This window comes from Alphaproteobacteria bacterium, from assembly GCA_040218575.1.
Classification (GTDB): Bacteria; Pseudomonadota; Alphaproteobacteria; order JAVJRE01; family JAVJRE01; genus JAVJRE01.
In genome coordinates this window covers 121,604-137,921 of sequence record JAVJRE010000003.1, presented here as the reverse complement: position 1 = coordinate 137,921, position 16,318 = coordinate 121,604, and the positions used below count along the sequence as shown (strand labels likewise).

14 protein-coding genes and 1 other RNA gene are annotated in these 16,318 nt (G+C 66.2%); 7 read left to right on the top strand and 8 right to left on the bottom strand.

Features of this window, described 5'->3' with window-relative positions; all coding sequences use genetic code 11:
- Positions 1-151 precede the first annotated feature (151 nt).
- A complete protein-coding gene (gene rmuC, locus RIE31_04390) occupies positions 152-1,300 on the top strand; it encodes a DNA recombination protein RmuC (protein MEQ8639834.1) in 1,149 nt (382 codons plus the stop codon).
- A 70-nt stretch (positions 1,301-1,370) separates the two neighbouring features.
- Here rmuC and RIE31_04385 read toward each other — a convergent pair whose 3' ends face one another.
- The 6 genes from RIE31_04385 to RIE31_04360 form a co-directional block, all read right to left on the bottom strand.
- On the bottom strand, positions 1,371-2,810 hold the full coding sequence (locus RIE31_04385) for a hypothetical protein (GenBank protein MEQ8639833.1): 1,440 nt from the start codon (positions 2,808-2,810) through the stop codon (positions 1,371-1,373).
- Positions 2,811-3,001: 191 nt separating this feature from the next.
- On the bottom strand, positions 3,002-3,622 hold the full coding sequence (gene recR / locus RIE31_04380; GenBank protein ID MEQ8639832.1) for a recombination mediator RecR: 621 nt from the start codon (positions 3,620-3,622) through the stop codon (positions 3,002-3,004).
- A 16-nt stretch (positions 3,623-3,638) separates the two neighbouring features.
- Positions 3,639-3,962 (bottom strand): YbaB/EbfC family nucleoid-associated protein, encoded by a 324-nt coding sequence (locus tag RIE31_04375; protein MEQ8639831.1) that lies wholly within the window; start codon positions 3,960-3,962, stop codon positions 3,639-3,641.
- A 99-nt stretch (positions 3,963-4,061) separates the two neighbouring features.
- Positions 4,062-5,942 (bottom strand): DNA polymerase III subunit gamma/tau, encoded by a 1,881-nt coding sequence (locus RIE31_04370; protein ID MEQ8639830.1) that lies wholly within the window; start codon positions 5,940-5,942, stop codon positions 4,062-4,064.
- 63 nt (positions 5,943-6,005) lie between these two features.
- An RNA gene (gene ffs, locus RIE31_04365) (signal recognition particle sRNA small type) lies at positions 6,006-6,102 on the bottom strand.
- A gap of 140 nt (positions 6,103-6,242) precedes the next feature.
- Positions 6,243-7,523, bottom strand: a complete 1,281-nt coding sequence (locus tag RIE31_04360; GenBank protein ID MEQ8639829.1) for an MFS transporter — start codon at positions 7,521-7,523, stop codon at positions 6,243-6,245.
- A 112-nt stretch (positions 7,524-7,635) separates the two neighbouring features.
- Between RIE31_04360 and nudC the strand changes: the two genes are divergently transcribed.
- The gene (gene nudC / locus RIE31_04355) at positions 7,636-8,574 is read left to right on the top strand and encodes an NAD(+) diphosphatase (protein MEQ8639828.1); all 939 of its coding nucleotides are present in this window, start codon (positions 7,636-7,638) and stop codon (positions 8,572-8,574) included.
- Positions 8,575-8,634: 60 nt separating this feature from the next.
- On the opposite strand, the gene RIE31_04350 is transcribed toward nudC, so the two are convergent.
- Both RIE31_04350 and kdsB read right to left on the bottom strand, forming a co-directional pair.
- Positions 8,635-9,504: a prephenate dehydratase gene (locus tag RIE31_04350; protein ID MEQ8639827.1), complete on the bottom strand. Its 870-nt coding sequence runs from the start codon at positions 9,502-9,504 to the stop codon at positions 8,635-8,637.
- Between the two features lie 48 nt (positions 9,505-9,552).
- A complete protein-coding gene (gene kdsB, locus RIE31_04345; protein ID MEQ8639826.1) occupies positions 9,553-10,374 on the bottom strand; it encodes a 3-deoxy-manno-octulosonate cytidylyltransferase in 822 nt (273 codons plus the stop codon).
- Between the two features lie 270 nt (positions 10,375-10,644).
- On the opposite strand from kdsB, the gene RIE31_04340 reads away from it, so the two are divergent.
- The 5 genes from RIE31_04340 to RIE31_04320 all read left to right on the top strand — a co-directional run bounded on the left by RIE31_04340 (position 10,645) and on the right by RIE31_04320 (position 16,316).
- Positions 10,645-11,205, top strand: coding sequence for a cytochrome c family protein (locus tag RIE31_04340; GenBank protein ID MEQ8639825.1), 561 nt, complete (start codon positions 10,645-10,647; stop codon positions 11,203-11,205).
- A gap of 60 nt (positions 11,206-11,265) precedes the next feature.
- Entirely contained in the window at positions 11,266-12,120 is an 855-nt protein-coding gene (locus RIE31_04335) for an inositol monophosphatase family protein (GenBank protein MEQ8639824.1), read from the top strand.
- A 100-nt stretch (positions 12,121-12,220) separates the two neighbouring features.
- Positions 12,221-14,101, top strand: a complete 1,881-nt coding sequence (locus RIE31_04330) for an extracellular solute-binding protein (protein MEQ8639823.1) — start codon at positions 12,221-12,223, stop codon at positions 14,099-14,101.
- 51 nt (positions 14,102-14,152) lie between these two features.
- Positions 14,153-15,277: a microcin C ABC transporter permease YejB gene (locus RIE31_04325; GenBank protein ID MEQ8639822.1), complete on the top strand. Its 1,125-nt coding sequence runs from the start codon at positions 14,153-14,155 to the stop codon at positions 15,275-15,277.
- 10 nt (positions 15,278-15,287) lie between these two features.
- A complete protein-coding gene (locus RIE31_04320; protein MEQ8639821.1) occupies positions 15,288-16,316 on the top strand; it encodes an ABC transporter permease in 1,029 nt (342 codons plus the stop codon).
- Positions 16,317-16,318 lie beyond the last annotated feature (2 nt).

Genomic DNA, 16,318 nt, shown 5'->3' with positions numbered 1-16,318 from the left:
ATACGGATTTGACCAGTGGCGACGGTGGACGTGGGCTTGGTGTAGGGTGGCTTACTTATGGGGCCCATCGGTGCCGGTCAAGCCGAAGGACAGGATTTGCCGCCCGCCGGGCGGCAGGTCCGCAAGCAAAAACGGGACAGATGATACACGCATGATCGACTGGACCACGTTGCTCGTCGCTTTGCTGGCGGCGGTTGCCGCCGCCCTCGCCTTTGCCCTTCTGCGCGGTCGCCGCGGTGGCGCCGCGGCGCACCACCCTATGGAGCGGTTGGTGGCCAGCCAGACAGCTCTTGAGGGCCGCCTGGCGCAGATGGCCGAACAGACCGCCGCCGCCCAGCAGCGGCTGGCCGAAAGCCTGCAAACCCAGGAACGCCAGCTCAGCCAGACTCTCAACCTGCGGCTGGAGGCGGTCAGCCAGAGAGTGACCGAGTCGTTGCAGACCCAGCACACCAGGACCGGCGAGGTCATGGGCAAGCTGCACGAGCGGCTGGCGGTGATCGATGCGGCCCAGAAGAACATCGCCCAACTGTCCACCCAGATGGTCGGCCTGCAGGACATTCTGTCCAACAAGCAGGCGCGTGGCGCCTTCGGAGAGATCCAGCTCAAGGATCTGGTGGAAAGTGTTCTGCCGCCATCGGCCTATGAGTTTCAGGCGACTCTGTCAAACCGCAACCGGGCCGACTGCCTGATCCGCCTGCCCAACCCGCCGGGGCCCATCGCCATCGATTCCAAGTTCCCTCTGGAGGGCTATCAGGCGCTGCGCGCGGCAGAGACGGACGAAGCCCGGCGCCAGGCGACGCGCCTGTTCGAAACCTCATTCATCAAGCATATCCGCGACATCGCCGGGCGCTACATCATCACCGGCGAGACGGCGGAATCAGCCCTCATGTTCGTGCCGTCCGAAGCGGTCTATGCGGAACTGCACGCCAACTTTCAGAAGGTGGTGGAAGAATCCTATCGCGCCCGCGTCTATGTGGTTTCGCCCACCACCCTTTGGGCGACCCTCAACACCATCCGGGCGGTTCTGAAGGATGTCCGCATGCGCGAACAAGCCGGACTCATCCAGAAGGAAGTGGAAACCATGATGCTGGACGTGGACCGGCTGCACAAACGGGTTGGCAATCTGCAGCGCCACTTCCGTCAGGCGGAAGACGATCTGGGAGAGATCGCTACGTCGGCCAGCAAGGTGGCCAGTCGCGGCGAGACCATCCTCGACATCGAACTGGCCGCCGATGGTAATGGCGACACGCCCCGTCTGGGCCTTGACCCACAGGCCGCCGGCCCGGCCAAACCGGAGTGACAGGCCCGCCCGCGCCGCCAGCCGGCCCCTGTGTGGCGGGCCGGCCCCGGTCTGACTACCAGGTCCGGCGTCAGGCCGTAACCAACGCGGCGGCGCGCACGTCCGCCACATAGGCGCGGGCCTCGCCAGCCACCGCCCGCATCTGGGCGATGATGGGCTGGCGAATCTCCGCCGGAATCGCGCTCAGGTCCGGCGCCACGTCCAGATAGCGGTCCAGCAGTCCGTCCACGTCGACCCGTCCGACCTCGGCCTTGAACACATCCATCGCCTTGCCGGTCAGACCTTTCAGGCGGCACATCTCGAAGGCCAGCCGCACCTCGTCGCGCTGACCGATGCATTCGAACGGCAACTGGTCTTCGAGACCGAGCAACTGGCGGAAGTGAATCTGATTCTCCGCCAGGTCGAACAGATTGTCGTGGAAGATCGAGCGCACCAGATCAACCGGCAGCCACGCCATGTAGTTCAGCCAGACATAGGCGCACTTGGGGCAGCGCTTGCACCACGGCTTGTCGATGTTGCACGAATGGGTGGCCGGCACCGCATTCAGGTCACGCCGCAGCAGGTTGAAGATGGCCGTATCATAGATCGGCTTCAGCAGGCTGAAGTAGTGGTAGTTGGAGACCAGGTGCCCCGCCAGATAGCTGTTAAACACCTGTTCGGCCGCGAAGGACTTGCCCCACTGATGGTTGATGTCTTCGCCGGTTTTCTGCCAGACCACCTGGCCGGTATCGGCGCTGCGCTCGTGACCAAGGGAAATGGCCTGGTGACCGTGGGTCAGGGCAATGGGCAGACAGGCCATCAGGCTGGTGGGTGTTTCCGCCGCCGTCAGGGTCAGGGTGCGGTAGCGATCATTGAGCTGTAGCACCGGCGAATCCATGAAATCGTCATAAATCCACTGGGCGTGGCGACGCTCTGGCGTGGCATGGTCCAGCAATTTGTTGGACAGCCGGTGCTGCGGCTCGGCCATGCCATAGGCGGAGCTTGAATAGACAAAGCTGTCATGGGGGATGCCGGCCCGCTCAAGCAGCTTCAAGGCGACAATGCTGTCCTTGCCGCCGCCACAGAAGCTGAGCACCTTGGCCGGTCCGTCCGGCGCCGTCAGCAGCGGGAAATCGTCGGCTACCGGCGTGCTGGTGAAAGTCGGCCCCGCATAATCCGGATCGTCGTTCTCATAGCGCCATTGCTGCCACACATTCTGCATGGTGGTGCGCCATGCAGCCTCGAACGAACGGGTGTGAAAACGGGCAAAATCGCCAAGGTCAATGGCATCGGGCCGCAGGCTGCACAGTTTCAGCCCCTCATACGCCATGATGTGGAAATAGATGCGCTCCATGGCCTGCCGGCCATAGGTCGCTTCCAGCGCCGGCAGGTCCACGCTGTCGTACCAGAACGATGTGGTGAATCGGAGGTCGCCGACACGCCACACCATGGACAACTGGCGCCGCGCCCGATTCCAGCTCTCGAAGGTCAGAGTCAATGAGCGGCCGGTGGCCGGAGCATCGTGTTTCATTGGGGGACCTGAAATAGTGCCAGTTGCCGCATGGCCGCCATCCGTCCGGACAGGGGAGGGGCCGGACTGTCAGCCATAGAGGGCCATCGCCCTGCATGGACCTTCAGAATAAGTCGGCCCCGGTCAGGATCAACCAGAGACTGACTAGCGGCTGGCCCTAGAAAATCTATTGCCCTCCGAATCCCGCGGGCTCAACGGTCCGCCTTGAGCGAGCGGCGCGCATTGAGCGCCGCGGTCAGGGTGCCATCGTCCAGATAATCCAGTTCGCCGCCTACCGGCATGCCGTGGGCCAGACGGGTGACGCGCTCGGCATACGGCGCCAGGCGGTCGGTGATGTAGTGTGCCGTGGTCTGACCGTCGACGGTTGCGCCAAGTGCCAGAATCACTTCGTCGACCCCGCCCTGCCGAACCCGTCTGACCAGGGATTCCATACGCAGCTCATCAGGGCCGATTCCATCAAGCGCCGACAGAACGCCACCCAGCACATGGTAGCGGCCGCGGTATGAGCGGGTCCGCTCCAGAGCCCACAGATCGGCCACATCCTCCACCACGCACAACTGGGTGTCGTCGCGGTTGCCGGCGACACAGATGGCGCACGGCTCACTCGTATCCAGATTGCCGCACACGCTGCACGTTTTTACCGTGTCGCGGGCCGCCGCGAGCGCGCCAATCAGCGGCTCCAGCAGCGCCTGCCGGTGTTCGATCATATGCAGGGCGGCGCGGCGCGCCGAGCGTGGTCCAAAACCCGGAATACGGGCCAGCATGGCGATAAGCCGGCCGATCTCATTGTCTTCGGGGGCGTGGCGGGCCATGGCCGGACGTGGCCTGTCAGAACGGCAGCTTGACGCCCGGCGGCAGCTCCAGCCCGCCGGTCAGCTTGCTCATCTCCTCCGCCGCCAGGACTTCCGCCTTGCGCCGTGCATCATTGATCGCCGCCACCACCAGATCCTCCACCATCTCGCGCTCCGCCGGCGTCAGCAGACTCGGATCAATCCGCATACGCAGCGCTTCTCCCTTGCCATTGACCGTTGCCTTGACCATGCCACCGCCGGACTCACCGGTCGCCTCCATCTGGCTCAGCGCCTCCTGCATGTCCGCCATGCGGCCCTGCATTTCCTGCGCCTGCTTCATCAGCTTGCCGAGATTCTTCATCACTGTTGTCCTGTCATGTGATCGTGGGATTGGGTCGCGCTGTGTGTCCAGGTAACGCGGCGGTCGCAAAGAAGCAGGGACCGGCCAGGTCAGGCCGCACTATCCGGCCGCGTCCGGTGTTCTCTCACCGCGGTCCGGCCGCACTGTCTTCACCCGGGCTCCGGGAAAGGCGTCCAGGGTGGCCCGGACGAGGGAGTCCTCCAGCGCCGATTCACGGTCTTCCGCCGCCCGGGCTTCCTTCTGGGCGGTGATGGTCGGCGCCGCTTCGTCGCTGGCCACGGCCTGCACGGTCCACTTGCGGCCCGTCCACAGATCGAGCTTGCGCACCAGTCGTCCCGGCAGGTCCCGTGGCGCGCCGTCCAGCAGGTGCAGCGACACGTCGCCGGGAGCGAAGGACACCAGGCGCACATCATGCAGCAGATGGCTGCGCAGGACCGGCTCGCGTTTGTCGGCGACCAGCGCCACCAGCGCCTCAAAGGTCTGTGGCATGGCCCTGTCGGACGCGCTCCCATCGCGGCGATCTGCCGCCTGACCCTCAAACCCGCGATCCTCAAACCCAACGCCGTCAGATGCCCGCATGGCCGGCCCTCGCGCCCGCTCTGCCGGCAGCGCCTGTGGCGACGGGCCGGCCGCCCCGGCGACCGCTGGCGCCACGCGCTCTGCCGCGGCCTCGCCGCCACGGTCGGGCGACCCGCTTCCGCTCCGGCCCGCGTCATCGCTTGACGTCAGGCGGTCCGGTGTCGGCAGATCCACCGCATAGACCAGGCGCAGCAGGACCATCTCCGTCGCCCGCGCGCCCATCGGGGCGGCCTGCACTTCCTCCAGGCCCTTGAACAGGATCTGCCACGCGCGGCCAAGCTCGCCCATGGTCAGCCGCTCGGCCAGAGCGGCGCCGCGCACCGCCTCATCCTCGCTCACCGCGTCGGCGTCCGCCGCCGGGCCCACCACCTTGCGCCGGGTCAGCCAGTGGGTCAGGTCAAGCAGGTCCTGCAACACCTGTTCGGGATCGGCGCTGTCGGCGTAGAGCGCTGCGAACTGGTCCAGCACCGCCGCCGCGTCACCGGCCATCAGACGCTCAAACAGGTCAACGATGCGGTGGCGGTCGGCCAGCCCCATCATGCGCCGTACGGTGGCGGCCGAAACGGTGCGGCGGGCTGAATCGTCCACGGCCACCGCGCCATCGGCGCCCGCATGAGAGATCGCCTGATCCAACAGGCTGATGCCATCGCGGGCGGAGCCATCGGCGCCGCGCACCAGCAGCGACAGGGCGTCCGCCTGCAGCACGACTCCCTCGGCTGTCGCCAGCCGCGCCAGATAGGCTTTCAGCGCGTCACTGTCGATACGGCGCAGATCGAAGCGCTGGCACCGCGACAGAACCGTAACCGGCAACCGGCGCGCCTCGGTGGTGGCGAAGATAAACTTCACATGGGCCGGTGGTTCTTCCAGCGTCTTCAGCAAGGCGTTGAAGGCGTTGCGGCTCAGCATGTGCACTTCGTCGATGATGTAGATCTTGTAGCGTCCCATCACCGGCCGGTAGCGCACGCCCTCGATAATCTCGCGGATGTCGTCAACGCCGGTGCGGCTGGCGGCGTCCATCTCGATGACGTCCACGTGCCGGTCCTCGGCGATGGCGCGACAGTTCTCGCACACACCGCAGGGGTTCGCCGTCGGCCCGCCGTCGGCCGCCGCATCGCCGGTGCAGTTGAGGGCCCGCGCCAGAATACGAGCCGCCGTTGTCTTGCCGACGCCACGTACGCCGGTGAACAGAAAGGCGTGGGCCAGACGGCCGGAGTCGATGGCGTTGGTCAGGGTGCGGACAAGCGCCTCCTGCCCCACCATGTGGGCGAAGGTCAGGGGCCGGTACTTGCGGGCCAGCACCTGATAGCGCCGCGCCGCCGATTCCTCGCCGCCGGCCTCGTTCGGGGCGCCGGTGCCGTTCAAGGCGCCACTCGCTGCAGGACTGTCAGTCGCATCAGACATAGAGGCCGTTTCTGGTGGCGGCCGCGGCGCAACGGCGGGGCCGGATAATCGCCGGCAATCGAGGTAGGAGGCCGGACATGCGACCCGGGCGAAACTCGTTACGGCTGCTTCCTTCCGGACCTGACCGGGTTGGCGAGCGGCCCGTCCGCAGCCGACCTCCCGCCGCCAATATATCAGTTTCCGGCCGGGAGTCGCCAAGGGACCACCGCCCGGCACCTGGTGGACGGACCATATGGCCGGACCCGCCGCCGGATTGCCCTCGCGACCCGGTGTGACCGGCGCTTTCCGCCGGCCCGCCGCTCAATCGTTGGCGTGGGATCCGTCGTCGCGCGGCCGGGTATCGGGCGCTCGCGCATAGATCGCCAGGCCGATGGCGAAGACCACCGCCAGATAGCCGAACATCACCAGATAGCCGATTTCCGGGGTCGGCTCGCCGGCCGGCGTAAAGGCCCCGACCAGCGCTCCGGTCAGCGCCTGGGTGATGGCCGAGCCCAGAAATCCCGCGGCGTTCAGCGCCGTCATGGCGCGGCCGGTCAGGCGGTCGGGCAGCAGGTTGCGCGCCTGGGCCATGACCACCGTGAAGAACGATCCGCCCAGCGCAAACAGACCGAACAGCAGGCTGGTGCTCCACACCGCGTAGCCGCCCACCGTCGCCAGCAGGGCCAGCGCCGCAACACTGACTATGCCGCCACCCAGCGCCACCAGCCGGCGACTGTTGAACCAGCGGTCCATGGGACCGAACAGCATGGGACCGAACATGCCGACGATGGCGAAGATCATCAGCACATTGCCGCGCGCCACGGTGTCCAGCCCGAACACATCCTGCAGGAAAGGGCCGCCCCACAGGCCACGCACCGCCATGCCCGACGAATAGAGAATATAGGGAATGGGCAACAGCAGCAGGAAAGACCGGTTGGTCAGCACCTCGGCCAGACCGCGTACCGCCGCCCGCCACGACTCGCGGCTGCGGCTGTGCCAGGCGTGATCGGGCGGCGCATCCCGCACCACCGCCAGCACCAGACCCATGATCGCCACGACGATGACGGCGATGGAGAGATACACGTTGCGCCAGCCGAACAGATCCACGGCAAAGGCCAGCGGCGTCGCCGCCATCAGATTGCCGAAGTTCGACATGCCCATGATAACCGCCATGCCAAGCGCCAGACGGTCGGCCGGAAACCAGCGCGACACCAGGACCACCGCCCCCATGAAGATGCCCGTGGTGCCGAGCCCCAGCAGCGCCTGGCCGGCGGTCAGGACCGCCAGCGAATGGCCGACGGAGAACAGAACGGCGCCGCCGATGGCCAGAAAGAGCTGCGAGACGATGATCCGCCGGGGACCGAAGCGATCAAGAATGATGCCATAAGGCAATTGCACAAGGGCCACCGTGATGAACAGCACACTGGTCATGGTGCCGAGCATCTCGGGCGTAAAGGCGAGCTCGCGAATGAGTTCGGGCGCAATAACCGCGTTGGAGCTGCGAAAGAAAGTTCCCAGCATATTGGCCAGCGACAGGACGGCGGCGATGGCGATGCCCCGCCGCAGGGGCGAAGGCGCGGGTGTGGCGCTGATCTGGCTCATATCCGGCGGCTGGCTGTGGGAAGCCGTTCCTTAGCACAGGCGCGCCGCGCGCCGATACGTGCCGTGCCCCGGCCCTTTGCCGCGGCGCAGGGCGTGTGCCACTCTCGCCGCCATGACGCGCGGCGATTCTTATCGACCCCATTTCTACGCCGAACCCAGACTCGACCGTCGCAGCCACCAGCGACGCGACGAGTCCTGGCTCAGCCAATCGCTGGCCTCCGCCGATGCCCGCATCGTGCCGGTCTGGCGTGACTACAATCTGTTCGCCGCCGAACCACAGGCCGCCACCGGCGCACCGCCCGCCCCGCGATTTCTCACGGCCAACGAATGGGCGGCCATAGAGGCTGAAGGCGACACGCCCATCTATCTCGGCGTCTATGATCGCCGCCACTATTTCGCCGCCGATCTGTCACGGGCGGCGGAGCCGCCGCTGGCGGCGCTCGGCGCCTTCACCGATCTGCGCCAGGCCGGCCCGCTGCTGCCCCGCTTCGAGGGGTCATTGCTGGCCTATGCCCGGGGTCTGGTCCACTGGCATGGCCGGCACGGCTATTGCGGCGTGTGCGGCGCCCGTACGCGACCGGCCGATGGCGGTCATGTGCGCCGCTGCGCCAACGATTCCTGCGGCGCCACCCATTTCCCCCGCACCGATCCGGCGATCATCGTCCTCGTCACCCATGGCGACCAGGCGCTGGTCGGCCGCTCGCCACACTGGCCGGTCGGCACCTATTCCGCCCTCGCCGGTTTCGTCGAGCCGGGCGAAAGCCTGGAAATGGCCGTGGCGCGGGAGGTGCATGAAGAAGTGGGCCTGACCCTGCCGCTTGACGGCATTCGCTACAGCTCGTCCCAGCCCTGGCCGTTTCCCGCCTCCATCATGCTGGGCTTCTATGCGGAGGCCACGGATACCGCGCTGACTCTCGACCACGACGAAATAGAAGCGGCCCTCTGGCTCCATCGCGATGACTTGCGCGATGCGGCCGATGGCAGTTTCCGCCTGCCGCGGGCCGACAGCATCGCCCGCCGCCTGATTACCGACTGGCTGCAGGACGGTTGACGCCCGGCCGTTGAGTCCGGGCCCGCGAGTCCGGGCGTCTAAGTCCCGGCCGGCGCCGGCTCAGGCCGGACCGTCATGACCGTGCCGGCGGAACGGGCTGGCCGGATAAACCCCCAGGATCGACCGGCTGGCCGTGAAGAAATCCAGCTCCTCAAAGGCGTGCTGCATGGCCTGATCGTCGGGATGACCCTCCAGGTCCGCATAGAACTGCGCCACCGTGAAGGCGCCGTCGATGATATAGCTCTCAAGCTTTGTAATATTGACGCCGTTGGTGGCGAACCCACCCAGCGCCTTGTACAGCGCCGCCGGAACGCTGCGCACCTGAAACACCAGGGTCGTCACCATGTCGCCGCTGCCGGCCGCCGGCCAGTCCGCCGCCGCCTGCATGATGACGAACCGCGTGGTGTTGTGGGCCGCGTCCTCGATATCCCGCGCCAGCACCTCCAGCCCGTAGATCTCCGCCGCCAGTTCCGTGGCGATGGCCGCTGCCCCGGCCTCGCCGCTTGCCGCCACCATCCGCGCCGCGCCGGCGGTATCGCTGTGCACCACCGGCTGCAGCCCGTGTTCGGCGATGAACCGGCGGCACTGGCCCAGCGCGTGTACATGGCTGTAGACCCGCTGCACGTCGCGGAGCGAGCGGCCCGGCGGCGCCACCAGGCAATGGCTGATGCGGTGAAAGTGCTCGGCCGTAATGTGCAGGCCTGAAGCCGGCAACAGATGGTGGATATCCGCCACCCGGCCTGCCACCGAATTGTCGATCGGTATCATGGCGCGACCGGCGCGGCCCTCGCGCACGGCGGCAAACGTGTCCTCGAACGAGGCGCACGGCAGCGTCGCCAGATCGGGAAAGGCGGCCCGGCAGGCAAGATCGGAATTGGCCCCGGGTTCGCCCTGGAAGGCGATCAGGTGTTCAGGCGACGGTTTGGTCATGCTGCGGTCCGCCGGTGTCAGCTGTAGGGGCGAGACCAAAGCCGGTGGTCATCGCGGGGTCAGAAGGTCGCGCGCCCGGCTGAGGTCGGCCGGAGTATCAACGCCGAGCGGAACAGCGTCAACGCGACGCACGTCGATCCGCATACCGGCCTCCAGGGCGCGAAGCTGTTCCAGACCCTCGCGCAGCTCCAACACTCCCGGCGGCAGGGCTACGAAGCGATCCAGCGCGGCGCGGCGCCAGCCATAGACGCCGATGTGGTGGTAGTGCCAGGGCCCGCTCGAGCCCGACGCCGCGCCGCCCATCTCACTCCGTGCACCATCCGGCGGTGCGCCGCCGCGGTCATGGGGAATCGGCAGCCGGCTGAAATAGAGCGCCCGTGCGGTGTCACGCGCCGTCCCTGGCGGCGCATCCGGCCGGTCCAGCGCCGCCGCGACCTTGACCACATTGGGATTGTCCCGTTCGGCCGCGTCATGGATGCGCGCCGCCAGGGTGGCTATATCCACCGCCGGATCATTCAGAACCGCCACCAGCGCGCGCAGGCAATGCGCCTCCAGCGTCGGCAGATCGCCCTGCAGATTGACCACCACGTCGTGCCGCCGGTCGGGATCGTACGTGGCCAGCGCCGCGTGCACCCGGTCGGAGCCTGATGGCAGGTCCGCCGCGGTCAGCACCGCCGTGCCCCCGGCCGCCCGCACCGCCTGGGCGATCTCTTCCTCGGCGCAGGCCACCACCACCGGGCCCAGATCGGCCGCCATGGCCCGCTGCCAGACGTGAACGATCATGGGCAGACCGGCGATCAGGGCCAGCGGCTTGCCGGGCAGGCGGCTGGACTGCATACGGGCCGGAATGACGATGATGGGACGGCTCATGATGCGGGCCTCGGTGCGTAATAACGACACTGGTGGTGCGGGCCGCCGCCCTGCGGCCGCAAGCCTGATGGCGGACAGTGGCGCCATGCGACCTTTCGCCGCAAAACCCGTGTTTTGACGCTGGCGCCGGGCCGGTGCTACCTACGGTCCGCTTGTCGCGAACACTCTGTCCGCGATACCCCTGTCCGCGATACTATGCCGGTGTCGTCCGGCCCGTGCCAGCCATTCCCCTTTCCTGCGCCCTTCCCTCTACACAGCGGTCTGCCAGCTATGTCGTCTTTCGAACTGAACAAGATCGCCGGTGCTGTCCTGGTCGGGCTGCTGGCCTTCGTGGTCATCGGCCATGCCGGCGACATGCTCTATGGTGACCCCGGCGCATCGGCCGGCGATGGCCACGGCGACGGCGCCATTTCCGTGGCCGCCACTGGCGGCCATGGCGCAACCGCCGGCGCCACCGCCGAACCTGCCACTGTCGCGGAGCCTATCGGTGTTCTGCTGGCCTCCGCATCCCTCGACGCTGGCCAGACCCAGGCCCGCAAGTGCGCCGCCTGTCACACCTTTGACCAGGGCGGCAGCCACCGTGTCGGACCCAATCTGTGGAATATCGTTGGCAACATGCCGGCAATGGCTGACGGCTACAGCTATTCCGATGCCATGCAGGCGGACGACCAGCCTTGGACCTTTGAAAATCTGGACGCGTTCCTGGCCAGTCCGCGCACCTATGTGCCCGGCACCAAGATGAATTTCGCCGGCATCCGCAAGGCCGAAGACCGGGCCGACCTCATCCTCTATCTGCGCAGCCTCAGCAACGCCCCGGTGGCCCTGCCCTGAGCCTCGTCCCGCGCCGCCCCGCCCCAGGCGCCCCAGGATCGCCGCAGGCGGGAAACTGTCATGACCAGCCCCCCTGATCCGGCCCCACCCCAATCGGGCGGCCCCATACAGGCCGGACATGTGCCGGACGACCTCCTGCAACTGGCCGGCCGCATGGCGGATGCCACAGGTGAGATCTGCCGGCGCCACTTCCGCCAGCCCCTGGCCATCGACTCCAAGGCCGACGAATCGCCGGTCACCATTGCCGACCGGACGTGCGAGCAAGCCTTGCGCCGGATCCTGGCGGAGGAGCGGCCGGACGATTCCATTATCGGTGAAGAGTTCGGCGCCAGCGAAGGGTCAAGCGATCTGACCTGGGTGCTCGATCCCATTGATGGCACCAAACAGTTCATCAGCGGCAAGCCGCTGTTCGGTACTCTGATTGCCTGCTGGCGGGGCCATACGCCCCTGCTGGGCGTCATCGATCACCCGGCCATGGGGGAGCGCTGGCTCGGCGCCCTGGGCCGTCCGACCACGCTCAACGGTATTCCCGTGCATGTGGCGGCCGGCGACGAAGACCTCTCCCGCACGATCATTCATGCCGGTGATCCCGCCATGTTTAGCGGTGAGGCTCAGGCCGCTGGCTTCGCCCGACTGGCCGGTGCCGTGTCGGCGGTGGTCTATGGCGGCGATTGCTACAACTACGGCCTGCTGGCCAGCGGCCATGTGCTCTTATGCGTTGACGCCCGGCTCAAACCCTATGATTTCGCTGCATTGGTGCCGGTCGTCACCGGCGCCGGCGGCTGCATCACCGACTGGTCCGGCGACCCGCTGACCCTGGCCTCAAGCGGCGATGTGGTGGCCGCCGCCGCCGCCCTGCATGGCGCCGCCCTTGCCCGGCTTTCCGCCGGGCGGGTCGTCGGGAATCCCGCCTGAGGCTGACGCAACTCGCCGTGAGTCCCGGGGCCTCAGCCTTGATTGCGCCGCCCCGGCCCGCGCACAATCACGCCGTAGGCCGCAACCCGGAGGACGTGCCATGGCGCTTCGCCTGACATCTGGCGTAGGCATTCTTGCCGCCGTATTCAGCCTGGTGCTGTTCTGGCCCCTACCGCCGACCGCGGCCCAGGACACCGGTGTGACCGCCGGCGTCACCGTCAGCCATGGCTTCGCCATCCACGGCACCCTCAAATACGGCCCCGACTTCGCCCACTTCGACTATGTCAATCCCGACGCGCCGAAGGGCGGCGATGTGGTGCTCAGCGCCAATGGCGGGTTCGATTCCCTCAACGGTTTTATCCTCAAGGGTGATCCGGCCGCCGGGCTCGGCCTGATTTACGACACTCTGCTGGTCGGCAGTTCGGATGAAGCCTTCTCCTCCTATGGCCTGCTGGCCCAGTCGATCGAATATCCCGAAGACCGCAGTTGGGCCATTTACAACCTCCGGCCAGAGGCGCGCTGGCATGACGGCGTGCCGCTGACCGCCGACGATGTGGTGTGGAGTTTTGAGACTTTGACCACTCAGGGCCATCCGCAGTTGCGGGAGTATTGGAGCGCGGTGACCGGGGTTGAGAAACTGGACGATCACCGGGTGCGCTTCGACTTCGGCACCGCCATCAACCGCGAGATGCCGTCCATCATCGGCCAGCTGACCATCCTGCCAAAACACTACTGGCTGGCCCGCGAATTTGGTGAGACCACGCTGGACGTGCCGCTGGGTAGTGGCCCCTACCGGATCAAGGCGGTCGATCCCGGCCGCTCCATCACCTATGAGCGGGTAGCCGACTACTGGGGCCGGAACGTGCCGGTGAATGTGGGGCAGAACAACTTGGCCACCATCCGCTATGACTATTATCGCGACCGCGCCGTGGAGCGCGAGGCGTTGAAGGCCGGCGCCATTGATTTCTTTCAGGAGAATGTGGCGCGTGAATGGGCTACCGCCTATGACACGCCGGCCCTGCGTGACGGCCGTCTGATCAAGGAGGAAATCGCCAACGATATTCCCCAGGGCATGCAGGGCTTCGCCCTCAACACCCGCCGGCCGGCCCTGGCCGACCGCCGGGTGCGCCAGGCCCTGACCCTGGCCATGGACTTCGAGTGGATGAACAAGACCTTCTTCTTCGAGTCCTACCGCCGCTCGCGCAGCTATTTCACCAACACCGACATGGAGGCAAAGGGCCTGCCTGGGCCGGACGAACTGGCCCTGCTGGAACCATGGCGCGATCAGTTGCCGCCAGAGGTCTTCACTACCGCCTATCAGCCGCCGGCCACCGACGGCAGCGGCAACAATCGGGCCAATCTGCGTGAGGCGTCCGCCTTGCTGGACGCGGCCGGCTGGCCGATCCGCGACGGCAAGCGAGTCAATCAGGACTCGGGCGAGCCCCTGAAAATCGAGTTCCTGCTGGTCAGCGCGTCCTTCGAGCCGATCACGCTCGCCTATGTCCAGGCGCTGGAGACCCTGGGCGTCGAGGCCAGTGTCCGCACCGTCGATTCCTCCCAATACCAGTCCCGGCTCGACTCCAATGACTTCGACATTGTCATCGACCGCACCGTTATCACCTTCACACCCGGCAACGAACAGCGGGATTCCTGGGGGTCGGAAGCCGCCGCCGTCCCCGGCAGCGGCAATCTGGCCGGGGTTCATAGCCCGGTGGTGGACGACCTGATTGACCGCATCGTCAATGCACCGGACTATGACTCACTGATCATCGCCAGCCGGGCGCTAGACCGGGTTCTGCAGTGGGGCTTCTACTATGTGCCCCACTGGCACCTGGCCACCTTCCGCGTCGCCTACTGGAACAAGTTCTCCCGGCCGGCCACGCCGCCGCGCTACGCCCTTGGTTTCAACACATGGTGGGTGGATCCGGCCAAGGCGGCGGCCCTGGGCGACGTGCAGGACACGGCGGGGGACGGGCAATAGCATCTGCGCCGACGGCCATGACCCGACCTCTGCCGCACCGCGCCTGACCACGTGTTCGCCTATATCCTGCGACGGCTGTTCCTTGTCGTCCCGACTTTGCTCGGGATCGTCACCATCAACTTCTTCATCATCCAGGCCGCCCCCGGCGGGCCGGTGGAACAGACCCTGGCCGAGCTGCAGGGCATTGATGTGGACGCCACCGCCCGCTTCTCCGGCGCCGGCGCCGATACCGTCGGTGGTGAACGCGGTGGCGACGGCCTGCGCGGCAGCGAAAACGATATCACCAGCCGCTATCGCGGCGCCCGCGGACTCGATCCCGATCTGATCCGTGAAATCGAGCAGCTCTACGGCTTCGACAAGCCGATGTTCACCCGTTATGTGGAGATGCTCGTCAACTATGCCCGCTTCGATTTCGGCGAAAGTTTCCGCAGCAACCGAACGGTGGTCGAACTGGTGGTGGACAAGATGCCGGTTTCCATCTCGCTGGGCGTGTGGACCACCTTGCTGGCCTATCTCATTTCCATACCGCTGGGCATCGCCAAGGCGGTGCGTGACGGCAGCCGTTTCGATGTGGCGACCAGCTATGCGGTCATTATCGGCATGGCAATCCCCAGCTTCCTCTTCGCCATCCTGCTGATGATCCTGTTTGCCGGCGGGAGTTTCTGGCAGATCTTTCCCCTGCGCGGACTCATAAGCCCCGAGGTCGCCGATCTGCCCTGGTATGACCTGCGCAAGGTCCTGGATTATCTGTGGCACCTGGTGCTGCCGATCGGCGCCATGGCCATCGGCGGTTTCGCCACTCTGACCCTGCTGACCAAGAACTCGTTTCTCGACGAGATCAACAAGCAATACGTCATGACCGCGCGGTCCAAGGGCATGAGCGAGCGGCGCGTTCTCTATGGCCATGTCTTCCGCAACGCCATGCTGATCGTCATTGCCGGCTTTCCCGGCGCTTTCCTCGGTGCTCTGTTCACCGGTTCGCTGCTGATCGAGAACATCTTCTCGCTGGATGGCCTTGGCCTGCTGGGTTTCGAATCGGTCATCAACCGCGATTATCCGGTGGTCTTCGGTACGCTCTGGTTTTTCTCTCTCATCGGCCTCCTGTTCGGCATTCTCAGCGATCTGATGTATGTGGTGGTCGATCCCAGAATCGACTTCGAGAGCAGGACCACCTGACGCCGTGGCCATGCTGCGCCTGACACCCATCACCCGCCGGCGGCTCGATGGCTTTCGCCGCAACCGGCGCGGCTACTGGTCGTTCTGGATTTTTGCCCTGCTCTTCGTCGTCAGTCTCGGCGCTGATTTCATCGCCAATGACCGGCCCTTGCTGGTGCGCTACGACGGCGCGTTCTACACGCCGATCCTGACGGCCTATCCGGAAACCGCCTTCGGTGGTGATTTCGCCACCGAGGCGGAGTACAGCGATCCCTTCGTTCAGGATCTGATCCGGCAGAAGGGCTGGATCGTCTGGCCGCTGGTGCCGTTTCGCCATGACACGGTGATCCGCGATCTGGGCCGGCCCGCCCCCTCGCCGCCGTCGGCGCGCAACTGGCTGGGCACCGACAGCCAGGCGCGTGACGTGCTGGCCCGTATGATCCACGGCTATCGCATCTCGGTGGCCTTCGGCCTGGTTCTGACCTTCTTCACCTCGGTCATCGGAATCGCCGCCGGCGCAGTCCAGGGCTATTTCGGCGGCCTGACGGACCTGCTGTTCCAGCGCTTCCTGGAGATGTGGGGCAGCATTCCGGTGCTCTTCCTGCTGATCATCCTGTCCAGCCTTATCGTGCCGGGGGTCGCTTCCATTTTCGTCATCATGCTGCTGTTCGGCTGGATGTCGCTGGTCGGTGTGGTCAGGGCGGAGTTCCTGCGGGCGCGCAATCTGGACTATGTGCGCGCCGCCCGCGGTCTGGGCGTCGGCAACCTGACCCTCATGCTCCGTCATATGCTGCCCAATGCCATGGTGGCGACCATCACTTTCGTGCCGTTCATCACCGCCGGCTCGGTCACCACCCTCACCAGCCTGGACTTTCTGGGATTCGGCCTGCCGCCGGGCTCGCCGTCGCTTGGTGAACTGCTGCTGCAGGGCCGCAACAATCCGCAGTCACCCTGGCTCGGCATCTCCGGCTTCATGGTGGTCGCCGTCATGCTGACCCTGCTCATCTTCATCGGCGAGGCGGTGCGCGACGCCTTTGATCCGCGCAAGGCAATCACCTGACC

Excerpts from the sequence above, each read along its gene's own strand:
- rmuC (MEQ8639834.1), top strand. The coding sequence starts at position 152 with ATGATCGACTGGACCACGTTGCTCGTCGCTTTGCTGGCGGCGGTTGCC.
- RIE31_04385 (MEQ8639833.1), bottom strand. The coding sequence starts at position 2,810 with ATGAAACACGATGCTCCGGCCACCGGCCGCTCATTGACTCTGACCTTC.
- recR (MEQ8639832.1), bottom strand. The coding sequence starts at position 3,622 with ATGGCCCGCCACGCCCCCGAAGACAATGAGATCGGCCGGCTTATCGCC.
- RIE31_04375 (MEQ8639831.1), bottom strand. The coding sequence starts at position 3,962 with ATGAAGAATCTCGGCAAGCTGATGAAGCAGGCGCAGGAAATGCAGGGC.
- RIE31_04370 (MEQ8639830.1), bottom strand. The coding sequence starts at position 5,942 with ATGTCTGATGCGACTGACAGTCCTGCAGCGAGTGGCGCCTTGAACGGC.
- RIE31_04360 (MEQ8639829.1), bottom strand. The coding sequence starts at position 7,523 with ATGAGCCAGATCAGCGCCACACCCGCGCCTTCGCCCCTGCGGCGGGGC.
- nudC (MEQ8639828.1), top strand. The coding sequence starts at position 7,636 with ATGACGCGCGGCGATTCTTATCGACCCCATTTCTACGCCGAACCCAGA.
- RIE31_04350 (MEQ8639827.1), bottom strand. The coding sequence starts at position 9,504 with ATGACCAAACCGTCGCCTGAACACCTGATCGCCTTCCAGGGCGAACCC.
- kdsB (MEQ8639826.1), bottom strand. The coding sequence starts at position 10,374 with ATGAGCCGTCCCATCATCGTCATTCCGGCCCGTATGCAGTCCAGCCGC.
- RIE31_04340 (MEQ8639825.1), top strand. The coding sequence starts at position 10,645 with ATGTCGTCTTTCGAACTGAACAAGATCGCCGGTGCTGTCCTGGTCGGG.
- RIE31_04335 (MEQ8639824.1), top strand. The coding sequence starts at position 11,266 with ATGACCAGCCCCCCTGATCCGGCCCCACCCCAATCGGGCGGCCCCATA.
- RIE31_04330 (MEQ8639823.1), top strand. The coding sequence starts at position 12,221 with ATGGCGCTTCGCCTGACATCTGGCGTAGGCATTCTTGCCGCCGTATTC.
- RIE31_04320 (MEQ8639821.1), top strand. The coding sequence starts at position 15,288 with ATGCTGCGCCTGACACCCATCACCCGCCGGCGGCTCGATGGCTTTCGC.